At 35.9% G+C, this 26,956-nt stretch carries 28 protein-coding genes and 2 pseudogenes; 11 read left to right on the plus strand and 19 right to left on the minus strand.

The features are described 5' to 3' along the window. Positions 1-90 precede the first annotated feature (90 nt). The 3 genes from DWZ69_RS00145 (at position 91) to DWZ69_RS00155 (ending at position 4,236) form a co-directional block, all read left to right on the plus strand. Positions 91-2,445 (plus strand): formate C-acetyltransferase/glycerol dehydratase family glycyl radical enzyme, encoded by a 2,355-nt coding sequence (locus tag DWZ69_RS00145; RefSeq protein ID WP_117999249.1) that lies wholly within the window; start codon positions 91-93, stop codon positions 2,443-2,445. A gap of 62 nt (positions 2,446-2,507) precedes the next feature. Continuing rightward, positions 2,508-3,419, plus strand: a complete 912-nt coding sequence (locus tag DWZ69_RS00150) for a glycyl-radical enzyme activating protein (RefSeq protein WP_117999250.1) — start codon at positions 2,508-2,510, stop codon at positions 3,417-3,419. Positions 3,420-3,558: 139 nt separating this feature from the next. Next, a complete protein-coding gene (locus tag DWZ69_RS00155) occupies positions 3,559-4,236 on the plus strand; it encodes a transaldolase family protein (protein WP_022165973.1) in 678 nt (225 codons plus the stop codon). A gap of 151 nt (positions 4,237-4,387) precedes the next feature. Here DWZ69_RS00155 and DWZ69_RS00160 read toward each other — a convergent pair whose 3' ends face one another. Then, positions 4,388-5,362 (minus strand): Yip1 family protein, encoded by a 975-nt coding sequence (locus DWZ69_RS00160; RefSeq protein ID WP_118435520.1) that lies wholly within the window; start codon positions 5,360-5,362, stop codon positions 4,388-4,390. 310 nt (positions 5,363-5,672) lie between these two features. On the opposite strand from DWZ69_RS00160, the gene DWZ69_RS00165 reads away from it, so the two are divergent. The 7 genes from DWZ69_RS00165 to DWZ69_RS00195 all read left to right on the plus strand — a co-directional run bounded on the left by DWZ69_RS00165 (position 5,673) and on the right by DWZ69_RS00195 (position 11,763). Next, positions 5,673-6,395, plus strand: a complete 723-nt coding sequence (locus DWZ69_RS00165; RefSeq protein WP_118435523.1) for a LytTR family DNA-binding domain-containing protein — start codon at positions 5,673-5,675, stop codon at positions 6,393-6,395. Continuing rightward, a complete protein-coding gene (locus tag DWZ69_RS00170) occupies positions 6,395-7,651 on the plus strand; it encodes a sensor histidine kinase (RefSeq protein WP_117999253.1) in 1,257 nt (418 codons plus the stop codon). Before DWZ69_RS00165 ends, DWZ69_RS00170 begins: the two co-directional genes overlap by 1 nt. A gap of 212 nt (positions 7,652-7,863) precedes the next feature. Continuing rightward, positions 7,864-9,084 (plus strand): helveticin J family class III bacteriocin, encoded by a 1,221-nt coding sequence (locus DWZ69_RS00175; protein ID WP_117999254.1) that lies wholly within the window; start codon positions 7,864-7,866, stop codon positions 9,082-9,084. A gap of 49 nt (positions 9,085-9,133) precedes the next feature. Then, on the plus strand, positions 9,134-10,111 hold the full coding sequence (locus tag DWZ69_RS00180) for a leucine-rich repeat domain-containing protein (protein WP_118435526.1): 978 nt from the start codon (positions 9,134-9,136) through the stop codon (positions 10,109-10,111). 240 nt (positions 10,112-10,351) lie between these two features. After that, complete coding sequence (locus DWZ69_RS00185) at positions 10,352-10,504, plus strand: cyclic lactone autoinducer peptide (protein WP_117999256.1); 153 nt, start codon at positions 10,352-10,354, stop codon at positions 10,502-10,504. A 45-nt stretch (positions 10,505-10,549) separates the two neighbouring features. After that, positions 10,550-11,140 (plus strand): accessory gene regulator B family protein, encoded by a 591-nt coding sequence (locus DWZ69_RS00190; RefSeq protein ID WP_117999257.1) that lies wholly within the window; start codon positions 10,550-10,552, stop codon positions 11,138-11,140. 239 nt (positions 11,141-11,379) lie between these two features. Next, a complete protein-coding gene (locus DWZ69_RS00195; protein ID WP_118435529.1) occupies positions 11,380-11,763 on the plus strand; it encodes a hypothetical protein in 384 nt (127 codons plus the stop codon). Positions 11,764-11,925: 162 nt separating this feature from the next. On the opposite strand, the gene DWZ69_RS00200 is transcribed toward DWZ69_RS00195, so the two are convergent. From DWZ69_RS00200 to DWZ69_RS00220, 4 genes are all read right to left on the minus strand, one after another. Beyond that, a complete protein-coding gene (locus DWZ69_RS00200; RefSeq protein ID WP_003062094.1) occupies positions 11,926-13,116 on the minus strand; it encodes a site-specific integrase in 1,191 nt (396 codons plus the stop codon). A gap of 77 nt (positions 13,117-13,193) precedes the next feature. Further along, complete coding sequence (locus tag DWZ69_RS00205) at positions 13,194-13,397, minus strand: excisionase (RefSeq protein WP_002322728.1); 204 nt, start codon at positions 13,395-13,397, stop codon at positions 13,194-13,196. 373 nt (positions 13,398-13,770) lie between these two features. Beyond that, the gene (locus DWZ69_RS00215; protein WP_002322727.1) at positions 13,771-14,025 is read right to left on the minus strand and encodes a helix-turn-helix domain-containing protein; all 255 of its coding nucleotides are present in this window, start codon (positions 14,023-14,025) and stop codon (positions 13,771-13,773) included. A 3-nt stretch (positions 14,026-14,028) separates the two neighbouring features. Then, the gene (locus DWZ69_RS00220; protein WP_003061815.1) at positions 14,029-14,448 is read right to left on the minus strand and encodes a sigma-70 family RNA polymerase sigma factor; all 420 of its coding nucleotides are present in this window, start codon (positions 14,446-14,448) and stop codon (positions 14,029-14,031) included. Between the two features lie 480 nt (positions 14,449-14,928). Between DWZ69_RS00220 and tnpA the strand changes: the two genes are divergently transcribed. Next, positions 14,929-15,399, plus strand: coding sequence for an IS200/IS605 family transposase (tnpA, locus tag DWZ69_RS00225; RefSeq protein ID WP_009264818.1), 471 nt, complete (start codon positions 14,929-14,931; stop codon positions 15,397-15,399). Between the two features lie 91 nt (positions 15,400-15,490). Here the strand turns inward: tnpA and DWZ69_RS00230 are convergent. The 14 genes and pseudogenes from DWZ69_RS00230 to DWZ69_RS00305 form a co-directional block, all read right to left on the minus strand. Next, a pseudogene (locus DWZ69_RS00230) lies at positions 15,491-15,790 on the minus strand (topoisomerase C-terminal repeat-containing protein); the annotation flags it as partial. Positions 15,791-15,959: 169 nt separating this feature from the next. Further along, positions 15,960-16,697: a 23S rRNA (adenine(2058)-N(6))-methyltransferase Erm(B) gene (erm(B), locus tag DWZ69_RS00240; RefSeq protein ID WP_117479738.1), complete on the minus strand. Its 738-nt coding sequence runs from the start codon at positions 16,695-16,697 to the stop codon at positions 15,960-15,962. A gap of 124 nt (positions 16,698-16,821) precedes the next feature. Further along, the gene (locus DWZ69_RS00245; RefSeq protein ID WP_001814874.1) at positions 16,822-16,905 is read right to left on the minus strand and encodes a 23S rRNA methyltransferase attenuation leader peptide; all 84 of its coding nucleotides are present in this window, start codon (positions 16,903-16,905) and stop codon (positions 16,822-16,824) included. A gap of 20 nt (positions 16,906-16,925) precedes the next feature. Beyond that, complete coding sequence (locus tag DWZ69_RS00250; RefSeq protein WP_003060411.1) at positions 16,926-17,768, minus strand: ABC transporter permease; 843 nt, start codon at positions 17,766-17,768, stop codon at positions 16,926-16,928. Then, positions 17,758-18,528 carry an ABC transporter ATP-binding protein gene (locus DWZ69_RS00255; protein ID WP_118435535.1) on the minus strand — a complete coding sequence of 257 codons (771 nt, stop codon included), beginning with the start codon at positions 18,526-18,528 and terminating at the stop codon, positions 17,758-17,760. Before DWZ69_RS00255 ends, DWZ69_RS00250 begins: the two co-directional genes overlap by 11 nt. 166 nt (positions 18,529-18,694) lie before the next feature. Next, complete coding sequence (locus DWZ69_RS00265) at positions 18,695-18,925, minus strand: hypothetical protein (protein ID WP_003060191.1); 231 nt, start codon at positions 18,923-18,925, stop codon at positions 18,695-18,697. 15 nt (positions 18,926-18,940) lie between these two features. Beyond that, on the minus strand, positions 18,941-19,270 hold the full coding sequence (locus DWZ69_RS00270) for a DUF3784 domain-containing protein (RefSeq protein ID WP_003061243.1): 330 nt from the start codon (positions 19,268-19,270) through the stop codon (positions 18,941-18,943). 14 nt (positions 19,271-19,284) lie between these two features. Next, on the minus strand, positions 19,285-19,494 hold the full coding sequence (locus tag DWZ69_RS00275) for a helix-turn-helix transcriptional regulator (RefSeq protein ID WP_007286202.1): 210 nt from the start codon (positions 19,492-19,494) through the stop codon (positions 19,285-19,287). A 1-nt stretch (position 19,495) separates the two neighbouring features. Further along, entirely contained in the window at positions 19,496-19,810 is a 315-nt protein-coding gene (locus DWZ69_RS00280) for a DUF6442 family protein (protein WP_003061887.1), read from the minus strand. Positions 19,811-19,954: 144 nt separating this feature from the next. After that, on the minus strand, positions 19,955-20,866 hold the full coding sequence (locus DWZ69_RS00285; protein WP_003062215.1) for a conjugal transfer protein: 912 nt from the start codon (positions 20,864-20,866) through the stop codon (positions 19,955-19,957). A 16-nt stretch (positions 20,867-20,882) separates the two neighbouring features. Continuing rightward, positions 20,883-21,889, minus strand: a pseudogene (locus DWZ69_RS00290) (C40 family peptidase). Then, positions 21,886-24,096, minus strand: a complete 2,211-nt coding sequence (locus tag DWZ69_RS00295; protein WP_118435538.1) for a YtxH domain-containing protein — start codon at positions 24,094-24,096, stop codon at positions 21,886-21,888. The pseudogene DWZ69_RS00290 and the gene DWZ69_RS00295 overlap by 4 nt, the downstream one beginning before the upstream one ends. After that, a complete protein-coding gene (locus tag DWZ69_RS00300; RefSeq protein WP_003060327.1) occupies positions 24,096-26,546 on the minus strand; it encodes an ATP-binding protein in 2,451 nt (816 codons plus the stop codon). The genes DWZ69_RS00295 and DWZ69_RS00300 overlap by 1 nt, the downstream gene beginning before the upstream one ends. Further along, a complete protein-coding gene (locus DWZ69_RS00305) occupies positions 26,524-26,922 on the minus strand; it encodes a conjugal transfer protein (protein WP_003061368.1) in 399 nt (132 codons plus the stop codon). The genes DWZ69_RS00300 and DWZ69_RS00305 overlap by 23 nt, the downstream gene beginning before the upstream one ends. Positions 26,923-26,956 lie beyond the last annotated feature (34 nt).

The following is a 26,956-nucleotide window of genomic DNA, read 5'->3' on the forward strand; positions in this document are numbered from 1 at the left end:
AACAATAAAAAGTAATAAAAAACAATAAAAAATCGTTGACTTAGGTTAAACAGGGATGTACAATTAAATTATCAAATAGGAGGTGGAACTATGAGTGATTTAATCAAAACAGATAGAATTGAAACATTGAAGAATAGAATGTTATCTCTTCCTAGATATGCTTCAATAGAGCAGGCAAAAATTATTACAGACACATACAAAGAGCATGAGGGAGAACCAAGAATTATGCAGAGAGCATATTCACTTAAGAATGCTCTTGAGAAAATAAACATAAGCGTTGAACCAGAAGAATTAATTGTTGGAAATAGAACAGCAGGAGTTAGATATGGAGTAGTATTCCCAGAGAGCGGTAGCACATGGGTAGATAAGGAATTCGAAACTCTTCCAACAAGACCACAGGACAAATTTAACGTAAATGAAGATGACATTAAATATTTTAGAGATGTTATTTATCCATATTGGCAGGGGAAATCATTAGAGGATGTTCTCAGATCAAGATATGGTGAAGAAATTGATGAAATTGCAAAGGTTGTTAAGATTAACCAGAAAGACCATGCACAGGGACATATTAACCCTGACTGTGAAGGTTGGTTAAAGAAAGGGCCGGCTGGATTAAAGGCTGAGGCTGAAGAACATTATGCAAAGGAAACAGACGAAGATAAGAAACTTTTCTATAAGAGTGTTGTAACTGTTATGGAAGGAACAATTAATTTTATACAGAGATATCGTGACCTTTTAAACGAGCAGGCTGATGAAAATCCTGAATGGGCTGATAACATGAGAAGTGTTGCAAAGATTTGCGATAACATTTCAAAGAGACCGGCAGAAACATTTCATGAAGCAGCTCAGGCGTTATGGTTCTTATTCGTTATTTTACAGATGGAATCAAATGCATCATCTTTCTCACCGGGAAGAGCCGATACTTTTATGTATCCATATTATAAGCATGATATTGATGCAGGAATCGCGGACAATCAGTCAATACTTGAAATTATCGAAAGCTTATGGCTTAAGTTCAATGAGATTGTTTATATGAGAAATAAAAACAGTGCCAAGTTCTTCGCAGGCTTCCCAATTGGATTTAATATTGCAGTTGGTGGTCAGGATGAAAACGGAGAAGCTTTTGAAAATGAATTATCATATTTATTCTTAAAGGCACAGGAGCACATTGGTCTTCCACAACCTAACCTTTCAGTAAGATTGTGTGAAAAGACAAGTGATAAATTATTGAAACAGGCAATTAAAGTTGTTTCTTTAGGAAGTGGTATGCCACAGTTCTTTAATGACAAGGCTATCGTTCCAGCAATGATTGAAAATTTAGGCGTTGAAGAAAAGGATGCCAGAAATTATGCAATTGTTGGTTGTGTAGAACTTACAACACAGGGAGATAACTTAGGCTGGTCTGACGCAGCAATGTTTAACTTAAACAAGGCATTAGAACTTACATTAAATAATGGTAAGTGCTTAATAACAGGAAAACAGTTAGCACCTGACAGAGGTAACTTAACAACATTTGATACATTTGAAGATTTAGAGAAAGCGTTCAAGGAGAACATCGATTACTTTATGGATAAGATGATTCTCGCATGTGAACAGGTTGAACAGGCTCACATGGATCTTCTTCCAACACCTTTCTTATCATCAGTAATCAAAAACTGTATGGATAAGGGAATGGATGTAACAAAAGGTGGAGCAAAATACAACTTATCAGGCATTCAGATGATTCAGATTGCAAACCTTGCAGATAGTTTTGCAGCAATTAAACAGTTAGTATATGATGAAGGAAAAGTTAGCAAGGAAAGATTGTTAAAAGCTCTTCAGACAAACTATAAAGACGATGAAATCCTTAGAACAATGCTTCTTAACAAAGTTCCAAAATACGGAAATGACGTAGAATGGGTTGATGAATTAGGAGCAAAATGGGCAGGATATTTCAGAGAAAGAATTGGGAATTTCAAAAACTATCGTGGTGGAAAATATCATACAGGAATGTATACAGTTTCTGCGCATGTACCTATGGGTGAAAATGTTGGTGCATCTCCTGATGGAAGATATTCAGGAACACCATTAGCAGATGGTGGTATGTCACCGGTATATGGTCGTGACGAACATGGCCCTACAGCAGTTCTTAAATCAGTATCAAGACTTGATAAGAATTGGACAACAAACGGTGGACTTCTTAATATGAAGTTTTTACCTGAATTCTTTAAGACAGAGAACGGAATTGATAAGTTTGCTAAGATGCTTAGAACATTTGTAGATTTAGAAATTCCACATATTCAGTTCAACGTAGTTAATAAAGAAGACTTGTTAGCAGCTAAGAAGAATCCTGAACAGTATAGAAACTTAACAGTTCGTGTTGCAGGTTATACAGCATATTTCGTAGAACTTGCAGGAGAATTACAGGACGAAATTATTGCAAGAACAAGTTATAACGATATCTAAAAAAAACTCCGGTGGTTGAACCACCGGAGATAACATAAAAGTGTTTGGAAGGAATGAGTCATATGAAAGGATATGTTTTTGATTTTAAAAGATTTTCAACACATGATGGTAATGGAATACGAACTACAATTTTTTTAAAAGGGTGTACTCTTAATTGTGTATGGTGTCAGAATCCGGAAGGCATTTCCATAAAGCAAAGACCACTATATTTTCCAAACAAGTGTATTCATTGTAAGACTTGTGTTCACCTGTCAGAAAATGGTGGTGTAACAGAAGAAGATGGCAAGATTAAGTTAGATGTTTCTAAGGAAGAAGATTGGGAACATATAATTGATAGTTGTCCGGCAGTTGCATTGACAATGGATTCAAGGAAAATGACAGTAGAGGAAGTTGTAGAAGAGGCCAGCAAAGATGCACCATTTTTTAAGTACGGTGGCGGAGTTACTCTTTCAGGCGGTGAACCTTTATACCAGCATGAGTTTGCAATTGAAGTTTTAAAAGAATTAAAGAAAAAGAACATTGCTACAACAATTGAAACTGCTTCTCATATACCAACAAGAATATATCAGGAAGCAATGAAGTATATTGATTATGTTTTTGCTGATTTGAAAATTATTGATTCAGCAGACCATAAGAAATATACCGGTGTGGACAATGAACTTATAAAACAGAATTTAGAATGGTTGTTATCCTCAAAGAAAGCGAAGGATGTAATTATAAGAACACCTTTGATTCCTGGAATGACTACCAGTGAAGAAAACATTGCAGGAATTGCAAGATTCATATCAGATATTTATCCTGATGTTAAGTACGAGATACTTAATTACAATCCATTAGCGCAGGCGAAATATGATATGGTTGACAAGCAGTTCTGTTTTGAAGATAACCCACCGTTATATAGCGATGAACAAATGAGAGCATTTGGAAAAATTGCTACAGATAATGGAGTAAAAAATCTTATTTTAGAAATATAGTGTAAGTGCAGAAGACAAAGGTCACAATATCTAAAATAAATTACAGATAAAAATTGAAATTAAAGATTAATATGTACCTAATTAACATAGTGTTAATTTAAATAAACAATAAAGAAAGAGAAAATTTGGAGGTATCAAAATGAAATTTATTATTGATGATGCAAACATAGCTAAGGTTAAGGAAATTTGGGATTTATATCCATGTGATGGTGTAACAACTAACCCATCAATTCTTGCAAAAAGCGGAAGAAATCCTTACGAAGTTTTATCAGAACTTAGAGAAATCGTTGGAAAAGATGGCGAGCTTCACGTACAGGTAGTATCAAAAGATGCTGAAGGAATGATTAAAGAAGCTGGCGTTATTAGAGAAAAATTAGGAGAAAATACATTTGTAAAGATTCCTACAACTCCACAGGGCTTAAAGGCTATGAAGACTTTAGCACCACAGGGAGTAAATATTACAGCTACTGCTATTTACACACCAATGCAGGCATTCTTAGCTGCAAAGGCTGGAGCTAAATACACAGCACCTTACATTAACAGAATAGATAACTTTGGATATAATGGCGTACAGGTTGCTATGGATATCCAGGATATTTTTGAAAATAACAATCTTCCATGTGAAGTTCTTGCAGCAAGCTTTAAGAACTCACAGCAGGTACTTGAACTTACAAAATACGGAATTGGTGCAGCAACAATTGGTTGCGAAGTTATTGAAAACCTTATTAAGAATAAGGCAATTGATGCAGCAATCGATGTATTCAATTCAGATTTTGCTTCAATTACAGGCGAAGGGAAGACAATGGCTGATTGCTAATTCACAATCTCTTTCTAATAGGCGGGTTTCACCTACGGGTGGCCCGCTGTTTTTTTTATATAATAAGAAATTCCTTTAGAATTTCTTATTATATAAAAAACGTTCCACTAGGGAAGCACACTCGTGCGAAAGGAAAAATGTTCCTTTCCAATTAAAAATCCCAGTCACTATAACTATCATAGCTACTATATCCGCCTAAACTATTAGAAATAGATGAACCTACCATTGATGCAGCCATTGAAGCTACAATCGCAACGGCAACAATAGTTAAAACAAAAGAAATTAATAAAGCATATCCTTTTTTGTCAGAGCTAATATCAGCTAAATCAATATAGCTAATTATAAACATTAAGGATGCATATATCATTCCGACATATAAAACTAACATTCCCAAAAGCGGAATAATCATCATTAATATAACTGAAACCACAAGTACGATAATATTAATAAAAGCATTAACACCTACTAATGAAACAGCATCGCTGAATTTCATCGAACCTTTAAAGAATGTACTTGTTGTTAAAACGAGTAAACCAGCCAATGCAAAATAGTAAGCTGCAAATATTAAAGCAAACATAAGTGAGACTGAAAAAGCAGAATTACTTATAAGCGAACCCAAAATAGGTATACGGTATAAAGCTGTTGCACTTGCACTAATAAGTATAAAAAACATAAGAAATGTTACGATTATATTTGTGCAAATCATTAAGATGCCGTAGGTAGAATCTTTCTTATCTGCGAATTCTTTTGCAATACCTGTTGGTGATTTAAAGAAACTTGTGAATTTTGAAAAGATGAATTTAAACTTTTCAAAAACAGCATTTGCTTTACCAGCTTCGAAAGTTGCTTTAGTATCTGAGGAGTTACTGTTTGCATTTTCATTAGTTGCTGACTGTGAATTGCTATTCTGATTTTTATCTTCATTGCTTGAAGAATTATTATTTTCAGAAGCAATGGAGTTCTCTGCAATTACAGAATTAATGTCAGATTCTGGGTTGCAAGTGTTTGGGTTTGTAGTTTCATTATTAGAGTTTTGTGCATTTGGATTAGTTGTTACATTATCCTGGCAGTTGCACACTTCGCCGTCTTCTAGCGGTTTACCGCAGTGGATACAAAATTTTGCCATTGTTATCCCCCTCCTAAATTATTATTAAAATATATTTAAACAGATTATTATATGAAAAGAATTATAAGAATCTGATTAAACGTTACATAAACTTAGATAATTGTACAAAAAAAAGGAGTAATATGTCAAATTATGCAAAAAGCTCATAGGATAAATACAAAAAAATAGTGTAGATAGTCAATAAACACTTTAAAATACTAGAAAAATAAGGTCGAAAAGATTCATAAATAATGATAAAATAAAGGTAATATGAAAAATTGTACAGACAAAAGGATAAATGTAAAAAAGTGTTCAGGAGAAAGGAATCTGTATGCATATAGTAGTATGTGATGACGATAAAGGTTGTTGTACCAAAATAGAAAGATGGGTGAAGGAATACAAAACTATAGAAAGTGTCAATATAACAGTGGACGTTTTTTATAGTGCAGAGACTTTAATTGAAAAAATGAAAACAGGATATTTTTTCGACATGATATTTCTAGATATAGAATTACCGAAAAAAACAGGAATTGATTTAGGAAAAATTATTGTAGAAAAATATGATGAACGCTTAGTAAGTATAGTATTTATTTCAGGTAAAAATATTTATTGCGAAAAGCTATTTGATTTGGAACCGCAGAATTTTCACTTGAAACCTATAGAAAAAGAAATGGTTTTCAATGATTTGAAAAAATATGTGGATAGAAATAGAAACAATAGAGCAATTTTAAAGTACAATGAAAACGGTGTGAAGAAGGGTATATACATTGGAGATATAATTTATATTGAGGCTTGTGAGAAAAATCTGGATGTATATACTAATGATGGAAAGATGACACAAATTCGAGGAAGCATCAAGAACATAGAAGATGAATTTGGCAAGTATTACATAGTTAAGTGTCATAAATCCTATGCAGTAAATGCAAAGTATATAGAACGTTATGTTAATAAAAATCTTATATTGAGTAATGGAAAAACTATAGCTGTTGGCAGAAAATATGTACAAAAAATAAAAGAAATATGGTCTAAGTACGAGGAGGATTCGTTTAGATAATGGAAACTATAATTTTTTTAGCAACAGGAATTTTGCAGGTATATGAAATAGATATATTATGTAAAGGTTTTTTCAAAGAACAGAGAACTAACAGGCTACAATCTTATGTGGCATATTTTATAACATATTGTCTCATATCTTTTCCATATTTACTATTTAATATTCCGGTATTAAATACAGTATGCTCTTTTTTAGGAATTATCGTAACGGCTATTACATATAAAGGAACAGTTAAGAAACAAATAGCATCTGTATTTCTATTTATGGCGACAATGAGTTTGTCTGAAGGTATAGTGTCAGTTGGCGTAGGCGTTTTTACACCGGAATTGTTCCAGCAGAACGAGTATTATTCATTAACAGGAACAGTGTGTCTTCCAATCGTTCAGCTTGTTGTAGTATTGTTGTTGAGAAACTTTAGCAACATACGTGACGGAGAACACATTTCAGCAGTATATTGGATAATATCAATATTCCTACCAATATCATCAATAGTAATGTTTTATCTATTTTGTAGAAATATAACACACAATGATGTTGCAATTATAACTTGTGTAATTATTTTGATTGTTATAAATGTTTTCGTTTTCTACTTATATGATGAGGTGGCGAAAAATTACAAGTTAGAAAGTAAAAGTAGAGAGCTGGAGTTACAAACAAAATATCAGGAACAACAGTTGAAAACAATGAATGATTCTGTTGAAAAAATCAGAGCATTAAAACATGAATTCAAGAAACATTTTTCCATGCTGGAAACTTTAAGTGAAAGTAAAAATTATGAGGAACTTAACAAGTATTTGCAGGAAATTAATGCAGGCTTTAATCAGGCAAACAAATATATAGAGTCCGGAAATATAGTAATTGACAGCATACTAAATTACAAACTTCAGGAAATGTATGAAAAGGACATAAAAGTAGACACAGAAATTGTACTGCTGGAAAAACTGGACATATCATTTTATGATTTCAATATTATTCTGGGAAATCTCCTTGATAACAGCATTGAGGCAGCAGAACAAACAGAAGAAAAGTACATAAAAATTTATATAACCTATAGAAAACACAAATTAAACATTGAGATACATAATACCACAAACAATAAAGTGGATATGAACAACGTAAAGACAACAAAAAAAGATACAGTAAATCATGGGTATGGAATCAAAAACATAAAAGAAATTTTGAATAAATACGAAAGTGTATATGATGCAGAGCAGGACGGAAATATGTTCAAAACAAAAATGTGCATTTTCATGTAAAAAGATAACCTTAAAAGTTTTTATTTTGAAAAGCTACTTAAATTTTATTGTTAGGAAATTTAAGCAGCTTTTTTGGGTTACAAAACAATAAAATGCAGAAAAAAGTGTCGTTCATTCCAAAAAAACTACCGTTTATCGCAAAAGTGAATTTTTAGAGTAAAAGTGTGCTAGAATAAAAGTGTGTTTATTATAAGTTTTTAAGGAGGTATGAAATGAGAAAAAAACTAAAGAAAATTACAAAGATACTTGGTGCATTGGGAATGAGTTTGGCTGTATTAGTCACAAGTAGCGTAGCAGGGTATGCATCAGAGCAACAATTAACAGAAGAAAAAATAGCTAGAATAAAGGAAATGGCTAAAGAGAATGATTATTTAAGAGATGTTGATGACTTTGAAAGTGAAGAAGCATATAAAAAATACTTAGAGTTTCAAGGTATATCATGTAAAGACTCAAATAATGCAATTGCAACATATTCATCAGTAAAAAAAGTTGAAGCAAAACTTGGAATTAAATTGAAAGGATTAAAGCCAGATGCCAACAAACCTGAGATTGAGCAAGCAATGTCTCTTCCTATACAAACTTTTTATATGGGATCTTCATATGTGTATATTGTGCAGAAATCAGGCTCTACAGTATATTTATCTAGAATGGAATATTCTACGGACAAAAAAGAGGCAACATTTAAAGACAAAATGATTTTAAAAAAATTTGGTCATTGCCAAACTTTGCAATATTTTGAATGGAAAAATAAACCCTATTTTTTGATGACATGTAAAGATGATGGTGGTGCACATACAAATGAGGATGGTAGAGCTTACTATTGGGCGACAGAGCTTGCAAGAGTACAATACGAACCTAAAAAAACATATGATTATATGCATTTTAAACGTCTATGTCAACTATCGAAAGCAAATACAGAAGGAACAGCTATAGGCACAGCAAAAAGATGTGACGGAGCTTTATCAAGTGATAAAAAAACATTATTAGTTTGGTGTAAAACTACTCAAAATAAAATGCAATTCGCAAGATATAATTTAAATGACGTAAATAAAGCGTTAGATAATAGTGATAAGATGTATGTATCTTGTGGCTCGTTGAAAGAAAAGTGTTTGGCATCGTATACGCCATCTGCGAATGAAGTATTTGGAAATGTAGAGTCATCTTCGATGCAAGGATTGGAATTAAATGATGCGAACAATACATATATTGCAAATGGAGCAAATAGCAAAAATAAATATATTATAAAACTTGGTAAAACAGCTAAATTTTCAAGTGCGATTGGAATATCAAATAGCAATTTGGTCGCAAAGACAAATACAGAAATAGAAGGACTCCAATTAAAAGGGGACAATGTATATTTTGGAATTTGTAATCATAATGAAAAAGGGCAGGGGATACAATATATTTATTATGTAAGTAAAAATGTATTTTAAAATGTAAAAATAGTATAAGAAGTTATGGTTAAAGTGAAAGGAGTATATTATGAAGAATTTAAATAAATTAGTTATATTTGCTATGACAATAATGTTAATGGTAACGTCTAGTTTAAATGTTAACGCGGAAAGTGTTAGTTTAAAAGATAAAAATTTTGAATATTCTATAGATAAGAATACAGAGGGCACTAAAGGAATATTTATAACAAAATATATTGGAAGCGATAAAAAAGTTACGATTCCAGATGCAATTGATGGAAAGAAAGTTATTGAAATTGGAGAACGTGCTTTTTCCAATAATAAGAATATAGAAGAGATATCAATGCCTAATGGAGTTGTACGAATTTGTGAGATGGCTTTTAGTGACTGCACAAATTTAAAAAGTGTAAACTTAAGTAAAAGTCTAAAATATATTGATGATAGTGCATTTGCTGATACTGCAATGAAAAAAATCAAGTTTCCTAAAAAATTGATTACCATAGGAGTGGGAGCGTTCCAAAATACGAAACTTGAAACTATAAAATTGCCGGAAAATTTAAAATACATTAATTCATTTGCATTTGAAGGAAACAGTGTTACCGGAAAGATAAAGGTTCCAGATTCTGTTTTGAAAGTGGGAAAGGACGCATTTGGTAGCAATTTTAATTATAAAAAAGTTGTAATGCCATCATATTTAAAGATAACATCTTTTAAAAAGAATTATGTGGCAATGGCAACTGTAACAAGCAAAAAGAAAACAAAAGATTACGAAGCTATATATATAAAGAAAATAAAAGCAAAAACTAAAAAAATTACTTTAAAAAAGAAGTCCAAGAAATTACAGACAATAGCTTATGTTAAAGGTTTGAAAAGTAGTATGACAGGGATATTAAAAAATAATATCTTAAAATATAGTTCATCAAATCCTAAGGTTGTAAAAGTAACTTCAAAAGGAATACTTAAACCAGTGAAAAAAGGAACTGTAAAAGTAAAAGTTACTTTACGAACAACAAAAGCAAGTTTTAAAGTAAAAGTAGTTGTAAAATAGAAAAAGAGTTGCTTAAATTTTATTTTATCTAAAATTTAAGCAGCTTTTTCTATATGATAGGAAGTCCTTTTATGCTACTTATAAATCCACAAATTTCGAGAAAAAACAAGAAAAATTTCTTAAATTGCAAGAAAAAAGTGTCGTTCATTCCAAAAAAACTACCGTTTATCGCAAAAGTGAACTTTTGGGGCAAAAATGTGCTATCGTATAAGGCATAAAAAGGAAAGGAGGAAAAACATTATGAAAAAGGAAAAATTCATAAAAGGCTTTGCAAATGTTTTAGCTGCTGTAGCTGTTACAGTAACATCTGGTGTTGCAACAACAGGTTGTTTTACTTTTTTACATCAGCCGGAACTTCCAAAGGGAGCAGAAAAACTTAGAAAATTTAAATAGGAAAATTTAAATTGGTAAGATTTAAAAATTACCATGAAGTAACAAATGAAAAGAACTACAAAGGAAATAGATAAAATGACAAACATGCTAACTAATTTTATTATTCAGCATAGCGATGCTAAAAGGGAAGACGCAGACATAATCGCATTCGGCGTAAAATATGGATTAATTACATTGGCAGAAATATTGGGAATGGTTGTTATATCTTTTCTTATGAGAGAATTTATTCCGGGAGCGGTTATATTAATCGCTTTTATTTCTATTAGAGTTTATGCAGGTGGCTACCATGCGAAAACTTTACTAAGATGTGTCGTAATGTCCACCATTTTGTTTACATTGATAATTCTTGGTTACAAAATGTTATACTTGCCGATAATTGTTAAGGGACTAATTGCATTATTTTTGGGAGTATTAATATTGATATTTAGTCCGGTTGAAAATGATAATAGAAGATTATCTAAAAACGAGAAAAAAGTATTTAAAAACAGAGCGCTTCTTTTCTATAGCATAAGCTTGATAATTTTTATGTTAATCAAAAAATTATCCAACATATTAGTGTGGGCGTATTTGATGATTCTTGTAGTGTTAATTGGGGGCATTGTAAAAGAGAGAATGAAAATGACTAGCGAGCGCTAGGTTGAAAATGAAGAACAAAAGAAAGGAATCAACAGGCAGAGGATGGCGGCTTTGGCGCTTTGAATAAACACTGGCAGTTGATTTTGAGAAAAGCTTCAAAAAATCTAGGAAGATAGGTTTTTTGAGGCTTTTTTGATAAAATAAGAAAAAAGAAGAATAACAGAAAAATAGCAAATATAATCCGGATAGAGAGTGGGATAATATTTTTTAAATAACATTACACAGGAAAGGGGCATTTTATGTCTAAGAAAAGAATGTTTATAGGTATAATAATTTTATGCCTAATGACAGTGGCAATATTTTGTATAAATGACTATAGACATCAGGAATGCTATCACGACATTGAAAAAATAGTATCAGAATGTATAAAGGGAAATATAGATAGTAATGCTATAGACAGTGAGGCTGGTAAGAAATTATATGATTATGTACAAGATATGTATAAGGAATATGATGGCTTAGACGTAAAAGAAGCTGAAGGTTTATGGGATGAAGCAGACTGGAATAAAAAGACAGTTTGGATTAATGAAACTTTTAGTGGAAAGTTAAAGAATTCCTCAAAATCAGAAAAGACTGAGAATGCAGAGAGTTTTAAGATATTTTTTATTATAAAAACTTACTAAATTTCTGATTATCTTTTCATAAGTTGGTAAATGCCGATATATCCCGTATTTTAGGGCTTTATCGGTATTTTCTTTTTGGAAGATACCTTGCATAAGCTGGCATTTACCAGCATGAAAATGCAACCAAAAGTAGTAAATGAGTAGTAAATATAAGCTCCGATATTAACAAGCCAGTCTTTCCAGTTCTGCTTTTGCAGATTGAAATGTACCGTGTGCATAATAGCCAAGTGTCATGGTTATGTTAGCGTGTCCCATAAGATATTGCAGGGTGTTTGGGTTCATTCCTCTGTTTGCCATATTCGTACAGTAAGTATGTCGGAATGAATGTGGTGTGATGTTCGGTAACTTGTCCGTGTGATACTTGTTATACTTCTTAATTAGTCCTCGCACCATGCCCTCATAGTTTCCTGCAACTTTAGGTAAGCCCTCACGGTTCAAGAATAGGAAATTGCTATAACCACCTACAATCAACGGTTGTGCCTTTCCTCTGTTCTTTAGTATTCTTTGGATTGCTTGATAAGCCCGTTCTGTCAATGGAAGTTCTCGTTTTCCGTTTTTGGTCTTTGGCGTTTCAATATAGTAGCCGATTTCGCTGTCTTTCAATAACTGGTGGTCTATATTGAGTATTCTGTTCTGCATATCAATATGCGTCGTTAGTCCGCAAAATTCAGAAATACGAAGTCCCGTTTCCAGCAGAAGCACAACCTCATCATAATACTTGCTGTAAATCTTATCCTTTTCCATAAAGGCAAGCAGGCGTTCTTCCTGCTCTGGTGTAAGGATAACTTTCTGCTCCGTATCATCTTCCAGAACATCACTTAGCTTAAATTCAAACGGGTTCTTTCTGATACAGTCGTCTTGTATCGCCATGTAAAATGACGCTTTCAAGGAACGCTTGTAGTTATCAATCGTTTTATAGGCGTATCCTTTTTCGCTCATTCTGATAGCCCATTCTTTAGCGTCCGACTGCTTAACAGTATCAATCGCCCTCATACCCAATGGGTCATTTTTCAGAGCGTTCATAAGATACTGTCGTCCTTTTTCAGTAGCCCTCTTGATGTTCTTTCTTTGGCTGTTCTTCTTGTCGTAGAGCTGGCAGACTGTCATTTTACCGCCTGCTGTATCGATACCGTCGTTAAGGTCTTTTTTAATCTGTGTTTCTTTTTCCCTCAACGATATATCATCACGCTTTCCAGCAGGTGTCTTGTCTGTCGGTACAAGTTTCCAAGAATAGATAAATTGTGGCTTTCCGTATATATCGGTATATTTATAAACGTATCTTCCGTCTTTTCGCTGGCTCTCTCCATTACGCAAATTGCGATTTTTACTGTCTTTTCGTTTTACATTAGACATAGTGTAAAGCTCCTTTCCGTCATGGAACGAGCCGTGATACGCTATATTTATTATACCATATCTACGGCTCAATGACATTAGATTTCGTCCAATGTATCTATGATTTTTTCAAATTGTTTTCGCTTAATCTGAATACGGTTGCCGTTCACGATAACCCAGCCAGCGTCAAGATTTTCTTCGGCTAATTTACGCAATTTCTTTTCGCCAATGCGGAAGTATTTGGACGCTTCTTCAACCGTCAGCGTATATTTTTCCCAAATAGGCACATCAGTATTGTTCATAATCTATGCACCCCCCTTTACTGTGTGTCGTTTTTTACAAGCAGGCAGACGGCTTTGGAAAGCTCCATTAGTATCTCAACTATTCCCATTCTTGTGGGCAGAACCGCACCATGCGGACGTATCATTATTCTGTGAGGATAGGTCGTGGCAAAACGACTTTTCCAACAGTCGCTCTCGGATCACTGCGTGGGTCGCTCGCTTTCTTTTGAAAAGGTCGTGGCGTACAGTCCCCGTGGCTCGCCATCTCACAAACGTATCTGTCTGCTTTATTCAGTTGTCAAAGAGCTGTGGTGAAAGCGTGTTGCTTTCATATAAAAGCAGGTGGCAGAGCAGGAAAGAGGGGGATATTAAATCATGCTCCGCTAAAAACTGCTTATTCTTCTGGTTCTAAGTCCATATCTTCAATATCAAAACCTAAAATCATTTTGATAAGTGCTTCTCTGATACGTCCTTTTAATTCCATATCTACAACGATATAAACATTGCCGTATTCATCATAAAGTGAACGCAAACAGCACTTTGATATGTAAGGGTCATAAAATGCCAGTAATTTTTCAATCGCTTTTTCGTTTCCGTCCATAGCTGATGAAATCAAGTAATAAGACGGTTTCTTAAATAACTGTTTCATTTTCTAATGTTCCTCCTTGAGTATTTTTTTCATAGTTTCCAAAGCGTGATGTCGGTTTCTAAATACACCGCTTTGCGTGATTTTCTGCAAGTTGGCAATTTCACTTTCTGTCATTTCCAAGAAGTAATACATCAACAGAGTATTGCGTTTTCTTTCTGGAAGTTTCTTCAAGGCTTCTGCCAATTCATCATCAAGGACACGAATATCAATGCCACATACTGAAAAGATTGTATAATCTGTTTCGTAGTCGTCCCAAACAGCCATTTTATCAACAAGGACATCTGGCAATTCGCTGAAAGATATTTCTTTATTCTTACGACGGTTTAATTCCTTGTAATAATCTTTCACGACACTACGGACAACTTTCTTTAAACAACTTTCAAAACGACATTGAACTGTTTTCTGGAAGTCAGACGGTTTCATCAATCTCACCTCCTTTCCTTTATGATTTGAAAAGTGTTTATCCCTCTTTCCGCACCATATAAGGACAGCTAGGTGTGATTTAATGACCTCTTTTGAAAAATTTTTTAAATTTTTTCGGGTATGAAAAAAGCCCGCACAAAACATATAGTCTGTACGAGCCTTTAAAGCTAAAACATAGTAATATTGTATCATTAAGAATCACAAATCACAAGTGATTTGTGATTAATCACTTGTGATTTGTGATAAGTGATTTGTGATTAATATATAAAAGCCCTCTTTAAAGGGCTTTTATGTTTATTTGTTAGGCTTTAAGCCTGTTCAGCATAGTGGAGTTTCTCAGAAGAGAAACGGAACTTTGATGAACAAATAAACCACCGGCTAGGCCGGTGAGTCAGCATTGCTTAAGCTTACAGTAAAAAACCTCCAGTGATATAATTATGTTGGTTCGCCAACCACATAAAATCAAAGGAGGTTATCCAAATGGATATAAACAGTTTAGCACATACGAAATGGAATTGTAAGTATCATATTGTTTTTGCACCAAAATATAGAAGAAAAGTAGCGTATGGGAAGATGAAACAGGATATTGCGAATATTTTAAGTATGCTATGCAAAAGAAAAGGTGTAGAAATAGTAGAGGCAGAGATATGCCCAGACCATGTGCATATGCTTGTAAAGATACCACCAAGTTTAAGTGTTTCAAGTTTTGTAGGGTATTTGAAAGGAAAAAGTACACTTATGATCTTCGAACGCCATGCAAATTTAAAATACAAATATGGAAATCGCCATTTCTGGTGCAGAGGATATTACGTAGATACTGTAGGGAAAAATGCAAAGAAGATACAAGAATATATTCAAAATCAATTACAAAATGATTTAGAGTATGATCAGATGACACTAAAAGAATATATTGACCCGTTTACGGGTGAGCCAGTAAACCAAAATAAATAAAATAAGCCCCATAGGGCTTAATAAGTAAATGACGGTACAGTTGGCGAACCAAATTCGATGAGTCTTTAGACTTAGCGTCGGTAATAAGCCCTTATAGGGCTAGTACAAACCACCGGCTAAGCCGGTGGTTTTGATTTGAAAAAGAGATAAAATCAATATATCCCTTTTCCCCAATTTTTACAACGGCATTGTAGGGCTTTTTCTCTTTGTTTTTGATTCCTTTTACCAGGGTTTCTTTTCCCTCCAGTAATTCTTTTACATTCGTTTTGGTTAGTTTTTTCTTTCTAAAATGTTCAGCTAAAGTAAACTTACATTCAGGATAATTTGAACAACCATAAAACGATTTTTTTAATACAATATTGTTGCCACACTTAGGACATTTTCCTACAAGGGGTCCCGAGCGCTTAGTGGGAATTTGTACCCCTTATCGATACAAATTCCCCGTAGGCGCTAGGGACCTCTTTAGCTTCTTGGAAGCTGTCAGTAGTATATCTAATAATTTATCTCCATTCCCTTTAGTAGCGTGTAACTTTCCAAATTTAAAAAAGCGACTCATAGAATTATTTCCTCCCGTTAAATAATAGATAACTATTAAAAATAGACAATACTTGCTCATAAGTAATGGTACTTAAATTGTTTACTTTGGCGTGTTTCATTGCTTGATGAAACTGATTTTCAGTAAACAGTTGACGATATTCTCGATTGACCCATTTTGAAACAAAGTACGTATATAGCTTCCAATATTTATCTGGAACATCTGTGGTATGGCGGGTAAGTTTTATTAAGACACTGTTTACTTTTGGTTTAGGATGAAAGCATTCCGCTGGCAGCTTAAGCAATTGCTGAATCGAGACTTGAGTGTGCAAGAGCAACCCTAGTGTTCGGTGAATATCCAAGGTACGCTTGTAGAATCCTTCTTCAACAATCAGATAGATGTCAGACGCACGGCTTTCAAAAACCACTTTTTTAATAATTTGTGTGCTTAAATGGTAAGGAATATTCCCAACAATTTTATACCTCTGTTTGTTAGGGAATTGAAACTGTAGAATATCTTGGTGAATTAAAGTGACACGAGTATTCAGTTTTAATTTTTCTGACGATAAGTTGAATAGATGACTGTCTAATTCAATAGACGTTACCTGTTTACTTATTTTAGCCAGTTTCGTCGTTAAATGCCCTTTACCTGTTCCAATTTCGTAAACGGTATCGGTTTCTTTTAAATTCAATTGTTTTATTATTTGGTTGAGTACTTTTTCACTCGTTAAAAAGTTTTGAGAATATTTTATATTTTTGTTCATGTAATCACTCCTGAAGTGATTACATCTGTAAATAAATACAGAAGTTAAACGATTTGTTTGTAATTTTAGTTATCTGTTTAAAAAGTCATAAGATTAGTCACTGGTAGGAATTAATCTAACGTATTTATTTATCTGCGTAATCACTGTTTTTAGTCTGTTTCAAAACAGTAGATGTTTTATCTACATTACGCATTTGGAATACCAACATGACGAATCCCTCCTTCTTAATTACAAATTTTTAGCATCTAATTTAACTTCAATTCCTATTATACAAAATTTTAAGATAACAGTCAAGAACATATCTGCACAAGTTGTAGATATACCATAAATGCTGATAATCAACATGATTACGCTTACCATCAAATAAGTAAGTGTTTCTTGCTTATTAAAATTATCCATAGTACAACGTGAATTCCAGAGAAAAAGAGAAATCGCACCAAGAATAATACTTAAAACAAAAATGACATTTCTTTTTTTACTGTCACGGAACATTTTCTTTTCATTTTGTTTGTCAAAATAAAGAAAATCACGTATCGTCATTTTACTTATTCTTCTTAATAGATTAAGCAAAACCAAAACATAAATAGTTAAAAAATAAATTATCAATAGTCCAATAGAAACGAAATTCAAAGAAATAAAGAGAGTTTTTGGAATACCCAGTAAGTTTACAATTACTAACGACACAAACTGGCTGAATAAAAAGCCAATAGGAATAGCTAATACAAATGCTAAAATTCCCAACAGTATATTTTCAATTACAACTAAGTGGGCAATTTCTTTTTTCTTAATGCCAAGAAGCATATATGTTCCTAATTCTTTACTTCTTTTTTCAAACATAAATTTCGTTGTATAGTTGATCAAAAAGCATATCACAAAAATAATAAGAATATTTACAGCGAACAATGAATTCTTAAATGCATCCATACTGGAACATAACTTTACAATTTCATCAGAATTTGCCACCAAATTAAAAGCAAATATAAGAGAAAAGGATGCAGTAACGGTTATCAGATAAATCAAATAATCTTTAATATTTCTTTTTGTATTTCTATACGCTAACTTACCTAACATTTCCCACTTCACCTCCGAGCAAGGTTAATATATCCAGTATTTCATTGAAGAAATCTTTTCTGCTTTTTTCCCCTCTGAAAATTTCATTGAATATTTTACCGTCTTTCAAGAACAAAATACGTTCACAGAAAGACGCACTAAACGGGTCATGTGTTACCATTAAAATAGTAGCCTGCATTTTCTTGTTGATTTCAGACATTGTTTCCAGTAATAATCTGGAAGCTTTTGAGTCCAAAGCTCCCGTCGGTTCATCAGCTAAAATCAGTTTCGGTTCATTGATTAAGGCTCTAGCACAAGCACAACGCTGTTTTTGTCCGCCAGAAACTTCATAAGGAAATTTCGATAAAATATCACGAATACCCAATTTATCGGCGATAGCATGAACTCTTTTCTCAATATCAGTAGGGTTCTGTTTGTTGATAACCAATGATAAAGAAATGTTTTCTCCAATCGTTAAAGTATCTAAAAGGTTGAAATCTTGAAAAATGAACCCTAAATTTTCACGTCTGAAATCAGCAAAATCTTTATCCTTGATTTTGGTAATATCTTGATTATTGACTGTAATGTGTCCGCTGGTTACAGTATCAATCGTAGAGATACAGTTTAATAGGGTAGTCTTTCCAGAACCACTAGCTCCCATGATTGCGACAAATTCGCCCTTATCTACATACATAGAAATACTGTCTACTGCCTTTGTGATATTTCCAGAGTTACCCCCGTAGTATTTTTTTACTTGCTCTAAATTTAAAATGTGTTCCATTAAAAATCGCTCCTTTCTTCCTGCCACATTTATTTGTTTTGGAATACAATTAAATTATAGCAAGGGCAGTATTCAATTACACTTACAGTTTTGAAAGTAAACAGAGAGTAAAAGAGCCGTGATAATGCAGATCACAATTTTGTGAAGCATTTCCACGACCCTTTTATTATAATTTTGCCTTTGTCTTTTTCGTAATGATATAAATATATTCTTCTGGTGTAGGGCGTTTATTCCCAAAATACTTTTTGAAATTTGCCTGCACCTCTGGGTCGGTGCTATTCATAGCTTCATCAATCGTAGCTTCAATATCCGCCCGAACATCAGCCAATGATACACCGCCAGCTTTTGCACCAGCTTTCAATGCCTTTTTTATATCTCTTTTGTTCAGTCCTATCATATTCATACCTCAATTCTACTTTTTAAAGCTAATAAGTTTTCCATTGTATTTTACAATGATGAATATGATATAAAACACTCCTACAACAATCAAAATAAGACCTATGTAATAGCCTAATTCAGAATGAGAGATTAAATTGATAATCGGCATAACAAGAATACCAATACTAACCAGTAAAGTGCCTATTCCTATTTTTTTTGTAAACACCTTTTTATCTTTAGGGTCAAGTTGTGTATAATGATAACCATGTAATAAAGTAATATTCTCTTTTATACCTATTTGATAAGATGTAAAAAGTAAAAACAATCCTATAACTATTTCAACAATCAATTCCTCTAATTCCATAATCGTTCTCTCCTTTAATCAAAATAAAATAATTCTTCAAATTTTTTATCTAAAGCTATACAAAGCACTAATGCCAATTTTGCTGTTGGATTAAATTGTCCAGTTTCAATAGAACTAACTGTATTCCGAGAAACCCCGACTAGTTCAGCTAATTCTGTTTGTGATAATTTTTTTTCTTTTCGTACAGTTTTTAATCTGTTTCGCAAAATTAAATGTTCGTCCATTCTATAAACCTACCATTAAAAATTTATAAAAGTAATACCCCATAAATAGAAAAAAGAATAAAGCAATAACAAATTTGGATTTATTTTTTGAAATATGTGCTTCATAACCCATAGAGCCAAATGCCACAGACCCAATAATTGTCATTATGTCATAGTAAGGTTCTTTACAAACTGCTTTAATGAAAAGAATTAAAATGCAGATAAATAAAACAAACATTAAGCCAAAAGATTTCCCTTGAAGTTTAATATGTTTTTCGTATTCATCAAGATATAGATTCTCTTTTTTGTTTTGTGATAGTATTTTTTCTTTATCCATTATATAACGCTCCCTTCAAATAATACCAAGTACACTTGTCATTTATATTATAGCATTCGGTCATTACAAGTCAATATTTTTGCACAGTTTTCTTGTCGTTTTGTAAAAGCGTGCAAATCTGATAGGAAATGCACGCTATATCATTTATCCTACAATCTTCCAGTTACTATCCTTATGTAGCACAAGCTCATACTGCGATACCTGCGTCGCTTTTGTCTGATTATCAATGAATTTTACCGCAACCTTGACTTTCACATTGTCGCCGTCCTTTATAAAGATAGGGTTTACCAGTTCAGAATAAAGGTAGTCCCTGCCGATAGGTTCAATCACATTTCCCAATACATAGTAAGCAAGCTCTTTTTCCGTCGCTGTTGGGTACAGCTTAAAGAATGTTTCCAGAAAAGCGGTAGCGTCATTTACCGTATCAGCGTCCACGCTTGCGTCTGCTTCTGGTGTCTTAGGCTCATAGTCTGATTTTTCAACTGCTGGTGCAAGGGTAGGGTTTTGAACGATTACCATATCCCCGTCTGCGTCCACATAGACTTTTACAGTATAGGTTGCTTTCACATTGCTTGTCTGTTCTCCCTCTTTTATCTGCTGATCTACTTCGTAGGTAGCAGAAAAAGTGTCCGCTCCCGATTGCTCGATATGCCATACAATCACATCTGTAACCGTGGAGCTGGTCGGTATATCGGTTCTAATGGTGTCTACATTTAAGTCCTGCAATTCCTTTGTCAGATAACCGCTGATTGCCTGCGTCCTTGCTTCGATAGCTTCTTTGCTGTTATCCCATGTGTAATAGGACTTCGCAAAGTTTTTCACGAAATTTTCTATCCCGTTGGTGTCCTGCAAGCAAAGTTCAATGATTTCTTTTTCATGGGTGGTGTGCTGGTCGATAGCCGTAAAATTCTTATACACCCCAAAGCTCACGCTTGCGACAAGCACCACCCACAACGCAATCACGGTTTTCTTATGTGTGCCTACCTTGACAGTACGCACCTTTTTTTCTTTTGGTTCTTTGATAGTTTCTGTCTGTTTCTTATTCTTCTTAAACATATTTTTCAAGTCCTTTCTATTGTTTTACTCGTCCTGCACCGATTAAGTGCTGTTGCCAGTAACTACTACTTAGGTCTGCATATCCTATCGGGTCGCCTGCGTGGTACATCTGTGTCGGCGAAACAAGAATACCGACGTGTGTTACATACGAACCAGCGTTATAGGTGGAATGGAAAAACACCAAATCGCCTGCTTTTGCCTGCGAGAGTGGCAGATGTTGGGTTGCGTCATACTGTGCTTGTGCTGTTCTCGGTAAGGAGATACCAGCTTTTCCATAGCACCATTGCGTCAATCCCGAACAATCAAAGGAAGTATTCGGGTTACTGCCACCATACACATACTTCCAGCCTTGATATTTCAACGCTTCATTCATTACCTTTTGTGCCAGTTCTCCCGATACCTGCGGAACTGCTAAATACTGATTGACTACTTCCACATAGAACATATTTCCATAGCCATACCGCCAGCCCCCATTCTTAGCAACGGCTATCGGGTTGGTGTAGGTTACTTTCTTTCCACCCGATTTCTCACGGGCGAAGCTCTCTGCAAGATTAAAAGTGTGTTTTTTCCTTTTCCTGCCACATATCCCACATAGCCACCGCCATAGTTATAAGACTGTATCGCTACATTCAAGTCGTCGATACCTTGATTTTTGCAGGAAGAAAGCAGGGACGCAAAATACTTACACCCCTGCTTGATTGAGCTTTCCGTATCTAAGGAATTAGGCGGTAAACCAAGACTTTCCGAACTCTGCATAACATCTTCTGCCGTACCGCCACTTTCTACTTGAATGATAGCAAGTAACACATTGACATACTCGGAGATACCGTTTTCTCTGGCGTATTTTTCTACCATAGGCTGATGTTTCAAGACTTCTGCGGATAGGTTCATACCCGTAATGCCAGAAGAAAAATTGCTGTTCTCGTCGTCGCTGTCCGCACTAATGAGGACGCCAAAGAAAAGCACCAGAGAAAAGAGGATAGGAAACAGACTGCCAATGATAGCGATATGTTTCAGTTTCATTTTTTCTTCTGTCCTTTCTTCGTTACAAGGTTACGGGTTTTCTCTATGGTCTGCTGGTTCTTCTGGACGCTCTGGGTCTGCTGAACCTTTATCCTGCGGTCTTTGGTGTCATTCTGGCGTGTTTCCTGCGATACCACTTTTTCTACATTCTGCCTATGTACTGTCTGTGTAGGCTGGGGTGCTTTCTTATCAGAAGCACCAGAAGATAACGGACGCTCTTTGATAACATTTGTCTTGACTGGCTCACTTGCTTTCGGAGTTGGAGCTGTGGCTGGGCGTTTGACTTCCTGCATTTTTTCAACACTCGGCTTTGGAATGGTTGAAGCTGTGACTGGTCGCTCATGGGGACGGGTAGCTCCCGTTGTCGCTGATCCGTCAGCCTTTCGCTGTACCTGCCTTGCTTCTTGTGCCTTTTGAAGCTCCATACGTTTGTCAGCGATATTTTTCTTACGCTGTTCCTGCTTTTCCAAGCGTCCCGTCTGTCTGGACTGCTGTTCCTGCACCATGCCACGCTTGAAGTCTGATACGCTGGACTTTGCCTTTTCCTTTGCGGAATACACCGCATAAGCGGTCTGTGTCGGCATATCCTTGATATTCTCTTTGACAGCGTTTGCCTTGTCTTTCACTTTATTTTTCGTATCTAAAACAGCACCGACTTTTGAACCTGCACGCTGTCCCATGCTGGAAGTGGTATTGCCCCGATTTTCTTTAGAAGCCGTATTTTTTCTTTCGGCTCTCTTGCCAGCAACGGCACTTCTAGCCACCGCACCAGCTACACCGCCCGAAATACCGCCAGCACTTACCGCCCTTGCAATACGGTGTTCCATACGCCTAGCCCGATGTCGCATAAACAGATACGGTCTGCGGAATATGCGTCGTCCCATGCTTTGACTGTCGCCAGCATTAAGTGAGAACATACTCATTAAGTCGCCCAGCTTCATGTAGATACCAGCGAAACATACTATCTGCAAGAACGCCACCATAAAGAATGGGTAGTCTGTGGAAATGTTGTAAAACATACTGGAAATACTAAATGCCACCGTTACAATGAGCGTTATTCCTGCCCGTGTCATTATGGTATTAAATACTCTCACGATTGCCTGCTTTGCCATGCTTTCATAGCTCGGTATCATGGAAAGTAAAAAACTGATAGGTAAAAACATTGCAAAGATAATAAAAAGTATCTGGCTGAACAACATCATGCCCGTAAGCAAGAATACAAATATCGTGATACCCAAGTTAAAGAACAAGAGGAAGAACACCATACCCAAACGGTTCACGACCTGCGGTATTGTCAGATTGTTATTGTCGTTGTCCTCGATTTCTGTTTTCACGACTTCCTCTCTGGTTTTCCCGTCCTCGTCCTCTGGACTTGCCGATACGAGAGCTTCTACACGGTCTGTCCCGATTTCTTCTGCGTTGCTGTTCCCGAATTGAAGCAAGAGCCACGGCTGTTCCACTTGAATAGAAAATAGGCTGTCCCGTATCAAGTCCACGCTGTCCTTACCCTCGCTGTCGGAGTTAGGGAGCATGATTTTTGTTCCCAAATCCAAAGAAGCGGTACTGATGTCTGATGAAAATTCATTTATCTTCTTGATATAGTCGGGAGCATAAGCAATAAATGAAGCGGACAGCACGAACACCACCACAAAGTTGATAACAGCGTGAAGTGCTTTGCTGGTTTCCCGTTTTATCAGTCCCGTATAAGCAACGTACATTCCCACCACTAAGATAATGAGAAGCAGGAAACCAACATAGAAGCCCGTAGAAGAAAAGCCGTTCTCGGTAACGCCTGCAAGGGTCTGTATGCTCTTTCCGATACTGTCTGCCATATCATTGATGAAGTCCAGCTTATAGGCTTCCTGCACCACATAGCCCGTTGCATTACTCAAATACAAACTGATAGTCCAGACAAAGTTGGTAATGCAGTACAGCCCGTATTGTACCGATTTTCCGATACCGTCGAGCCAGTTCCACGGAAGCCACGACCAGCTATTATCGACGAAAAAATCAAGCTGGTAGTTGGAAAGGGGATATTTTGAATAAAGATTTTCTGCGTTTATGGTATCGTCTACAAGCCCCGTCGCATGAGCCACCGTCCCCAAAAGTGAAAGCAGGATAAGGGAGAGTGCCACCACGAACAGAGCCATTTTGAGAAAGTGGAAAATCTTCTTTTTTGTGAACACACCTTTTATCCTTTCTTTCATCACTCCACCTCATTTCTCTGTACGGGCGGTCTGGTATCAAAGGCGTGTAGCAGTTCTTCAAAGACTGGGTGTATCTGCACCACACCGACACGCCCGTATAAGTCCTGCAATAAGCATTGTCCGTTCTCCAAATCACGCAAGCGTTTCTGGTTGTTCTCATCGTCCTTGTCGATACCGAAAAACTCTAAGGTCTGCTTTATCTCGTTTATATCCGTGCTTCTAAATGCAAACTTTAAGCCGATATTGTTTTTCAGACTTTCCTTTGACACGTCATAGGCAGACTGGGTAACGAAATAAACGCCTGCCTGCATAGCTCGCCCAGCACGAACCAGCTTATTTGATAAGGTTTCTCCTTGTGCCACATTTAAGAACGCCCACGCTTCGTCTAAATCGACAATCTTAAAAATGCTTCTGTCCGAATGGATAAAATCAAGGGCAAAGGTACTAATCACAATCAGCATAGACACAGACAACAATTCAATGGTCGTGTATTCTTCAAAAGTGGTATCTTTATCTGGCAGTACAAGGTCGGCTACTTGAATGATATTGAGCTGATTATCCAGACTGATAGCATTTTCTACCGTACCGTCTGAAAACAGCAGGTGTGCAAAGTCGTAGTCCGTGAAGCTGTCGATATGGTCTGCGATATTTCTTGATATGGGCGTATCTTCACGGCGTAGCTCGTCTATCACATGGAGCAAGCCCCGACTGTCACTCTGGGTAACGGAGCGTACTGCCTTACGAAGTACGGGGAATTTTTCGCCGTCCCTTGAAGAGATACCCGTAAGGAATGTTAAGATGTCGATTGCCAGACTTTCAGCGTCTTTTACATTCTTCATAATCACAAACGGGTCAAGAAGCCCTGCATTGTCCTTATCGCTGGTAAGATTTACGATATTGATTTCATGTGCAATCTCTGGGAGCGTTTCTTTCCAGTTACCACGCTCACTTTTAGGGTCTAACAGAAGTGCTTGACCGCCAAACAGCACCGCATAATATACCAGAAGATTGTTACAGAACGATTTCCCACCGCCAAGCGAACCGACAAAAGCAGACGCTAAAGCGTTGGTAACTGTACCTTTTACACCTTGACTGGCAAGGGACGGTTGCAGGTACACATTTCTTCCCGTATCAACAGAATAGCCCATATAGATACCCGTAGTTTCTCCTAACTGCTGTGTCGCACCAAAGCCAAGCCCAGCTAAAAAATCTGATTTTACATACTGCACATAGTCATTGATATATCGCTTGCTGGCTGGTAAAAATTCAGAATGAAGCCCCAGCATATCCCCAGCAGGACGCACCAGCTTTACATTGAGGTCGTCGTAAAAGTCCTTGACTTCATCACAACGGCGTTTCAGCTCGTCAAGATCGGGTGCAGACACCCGTATGACGTAGCTTAACTTATACATACTTTCTTTTGTCTGGTCTAAATCAGTTTCCAGCTCGTCCACGCTGTCTAAAGCGTCCACCACATTTGAGCTGGTTTCACTTCCTGCTTGATAGGCGTGATTATCAAGGTCTTTCAGTTCCTTTTTCTTGTTGCGGACGGTCGTTAATGCTTTCCGATTTTCCACGATTTCTACATTCATGCTCGTATCAACGGGGAATGTGAATTGCTGTTGCTGGAAATAGAAGATTTCAGACGACGGAAAATCAAGCTCTCCTACAATCGCATTGACGGTAAAATAGGACACATAGCTTTCCTTGTCCTCATGTTCCAATCGTAAATACCGCTGGCTTTCCTCAATCACACACCTTGTCGGACGGATAAGGTCGTAGTATTTTATCAGCGTCTCTTTGTTCAATTTTTTCTTTGGTAGCTGGTACTCATAATCTTCATAAGCGATACCGTCCCTGCCGTAAAGATGTTCCATGAGATACCCAAAATCATGGATTTCCAAGCGACGCACCTTAAAGCGACGGGAGATTTTATTTTCCAGTAACTTTTCCATTTTTATGTAACGGTTGATTTCATCATTCGGCATGGAAACAAAATCATTCATCAGCGTGTGGTTCACTTCATGGAGAAATTCTGTGAACGTCAGCCACACCGATTTTTTGATGTTCTTCAGATTGAGCTGTTCTTCCGTAACCATGAGCTTAAAGCCAAGAAAAAAGCGGTAGTCCACTTGATTGTCCCCAATCATAGATACTAACGCTTCGGTCTGTTCGTCTATCTTCTGGCAGGCAACTTCCTTTAATTTTCCAGTTACCAGCTTCTTTGACTGTTCCTGCATACTGCGGATTGAGCTTTCTGTGGCAATCTGCAACGCATGAATTTTACCCTCACGGGACTGTGCGATAAGCTGTCGGAAACTGTCATGCACGATAAATTTCTGCTCTGCGGATAGAAAAGAATAGTTGTATGGTATCAGCTCATAGTAGGCGAACACCTCATTGTCCTTGTTCCAGACAAGGTTATTGTCAATATATTTTATCGGGAACATAGTTCACACTCCTTACTGCCGTGATTGTTTCATTCAATATCTGCTTATGCAGTTTTACGGCTTTTCCTGCATAAGTGATTTTTGGTCGCAGGGCATAGGTTATCTGTGATTTCAAAAAGCTGTACGGCTTCTTTCCGTCAAAGGTTTTCTGCGACATGAACCAAGTGAGAGCAACGGGAATACCAAAGTATTTGAGAAATGCTCCCTCAATCATGGAAAGTGGGGGAATATCCCCAAACAGAATGATGATAAATTCCGTAATCACAAACCATGTAATCTGTGTAAAAGTAACGGGAAAGGGTAAGTTAAAGTCATTGATTGCATACAAGACTTTTTCCACGTTCCAGATACCCGTGTAGCTTTTAATCTTTTTCAAGTTCTTTCAGCTCCTTTCAAAATAGAAAAGGACA

The organism is Eubacterium sp. AF34-35BH, assembly GCF_003477765.1.
Taxonomy (GTDB): Bacteria; Bacillota; Clostridia; order Lachnospirales; family Lachnospiraceae; genus Eubacterium_G.

Bases quoted from the DNA above. Each gene is read 5' to 3' on its own strand.
- DWZ69_RS00155 (WP_022165973.1), top strand. From the start codon at position 3,559: ATGAAATTTATTATTGATGATGCAAACATAGCTAAGGTTAAGGAAATT.
- DWZ69_RS00220 (WP_003061815.1), bottom strand. From the start codon at position 14,448: ATGAAACCGTCTGACTTCCAGAAAACAGTTCAATGTCGTTTTGAAAGT.
- DWZ69_RS00280 (WP_003061887.1), bottom strand. From the start codon at position 19,810: ATGGATAAAGAAAAAATACTATCACAAAACAAAAAAGAGAATCTATAT.
- DWZ69_RS00285 (WP_003062215.1), bottom strand. From the start codon at position 20,866: ATGTTTAAGAAGAATAAGAAACAGACAGAAACTATCAAAGAACCAAAA.
- DWZ69_RS00185 (WP_117999256.1), top strand. From the start codon at position 10,352: ATGAAAAAGGAAAAATTCATAAAAGGCTTTGCAAATGTTTTAGCTGCT.
- DWZ69_RS00160 (WP_118435520.1), bottom strand. From the start codon at position 5,362: ATGGCAAAATTTTGTATCCACTGCGGTAAACCGCTAGAAGACGGCGAA.
- DWZ69_RS00180 (WP_118435526.1), top strand. From the start codon at position 9,134: ATGAAGAATTTAAATAAATTAGTTATATTTGCTATGACAATAATGTTA.
- DWZ69_RS00165 (WP_118435523.1), top strand. From the start codon at position 5,673: ATGCATATAGTAGTATGTGATGACGATAAAGGTTGTTGTACCAAAATA.
- DWZ69_RS00300 (WP_003060327.1), bottom strand. From the start codon at position 26,546: ATGTTCCCGATAAAATATATTGACAATAACCTTGTCTGGAACAAGGAC.
- DWZ69_RS00175 (WP_117999254.1), top strand. From the start codon at position 7,864: ATGAGAAAAAAACTAAAGAAAATTACAAAGATACTTGGTGCATTGGGA.
- DWZ69_RS00275 (WP_007286202.1), bottom strand. From the start codon at position 19,494: ATGGACGAACATTTAATTTTGCGAAACAGATTAAAAACTGTACGAAAA.
- DWZ69_RS00250 (WP_003060411.1), bottom strand. From the start codon at position 17,768: ATGTTAGGTAAGTTAGCGTATAGAAATACAAAAAGAAATATTAAAGAT.
- DWZ69_RS00195 (WP_118435529.1), top strand. From the start codon at position 11,380: ATGTCTAAGAAAAGAATGTTTATAGGTATAATAATTTTATGCCTAATG.
- DWZ69_RS00145 (WP_117999249.1), top strand. From the start codon at position 91: ATGAGTGATTTAATCAAAACAGATAGAATTGAAACATTGAAGAATAGA.
- DWZ69_RS00150 (WP_117999250.1), top strand. From the start codon at position 2,508: ATGAAAGGATATGTTTTTGATTTTAAAAGATTTTCAACACATGATGGT.
- DWZ69_RS00255 (WP_118435535.1), bottom strand. From the start codon at position 18,528: ATGGAACACATTTTAAATTTAGAGCAAGTAAAAAAATACTACGGGGGT.
- tnpA (WP_009264818.1), top strand. From the start codon at position 14,929: ATGGATATAAACAGTTTAGCACATACGAAATGGAATTGTAAGTATCAT.
- DWZ69_RS00245 (WP_001814874.1), bottom strand. From the start codon at position 16,905: ATGTTGGTATTCCAAATGCGTAATGTAGATAAAACATCTACTGTTTTG.
- DWZ69_RS00295 (WP_118435538.1), bottom strand. From the start codon at position 24,096: ATGAAAGAAAGGATAAAAGGTGTGTTCACAAAAAAGAAGATTTTCCAC.
- DWZ69_RS00170 (WP_117999253.1), top strand. From the start codon at position 6,395: ATGGAAACTATAATTTTTTTAGCAACAGGAATTTTGCAGGTATATGAA.
- DWZ69_RS00205 (WP_002322728.1), bottom strand. From the start codon at position 13,397: ATGAACAATACTGATGTGCCTATTTGGGAAAAATATACGCTGACGGTT.
- DWZ69_RS00265 (WP_003060191.1), bottom strand. From the start codon at position 18,925: ATGATAGGACTGAACAAAAGAGATATAAAAAAGGCATTGAAAGCTGGT.
- DWZ69_RS00215 (WP_002322727.1), bottom strand. From the start codon at position 14,025: ATGAAACAGTTATTTAAGAAACCGTCTTATTACTTGATTTCATCAGCT.
- DWZ69_RS00270 (WP_003061243.1), bottom strand. From the start codon at position 19,270: ATGGAATTAGAGGAATTGATTGTTGAAATAGTTATAGGATTGTTTTTA.
- DWZ69_RS00200 (WP_003062094.1), bottom strand. From the start codon at position 13,116: ATGTCTAATGTAAAACGAAAAGACAGTAAAAATCGCAATTTGCGTAAT.
- DWZ69_RS00190 (WP_117999257.1), top strand. From the start codon at position 10,550: ATGAAAAGAACTACAAAGGAAATAGATAAAATGACAAACATGCTAACT.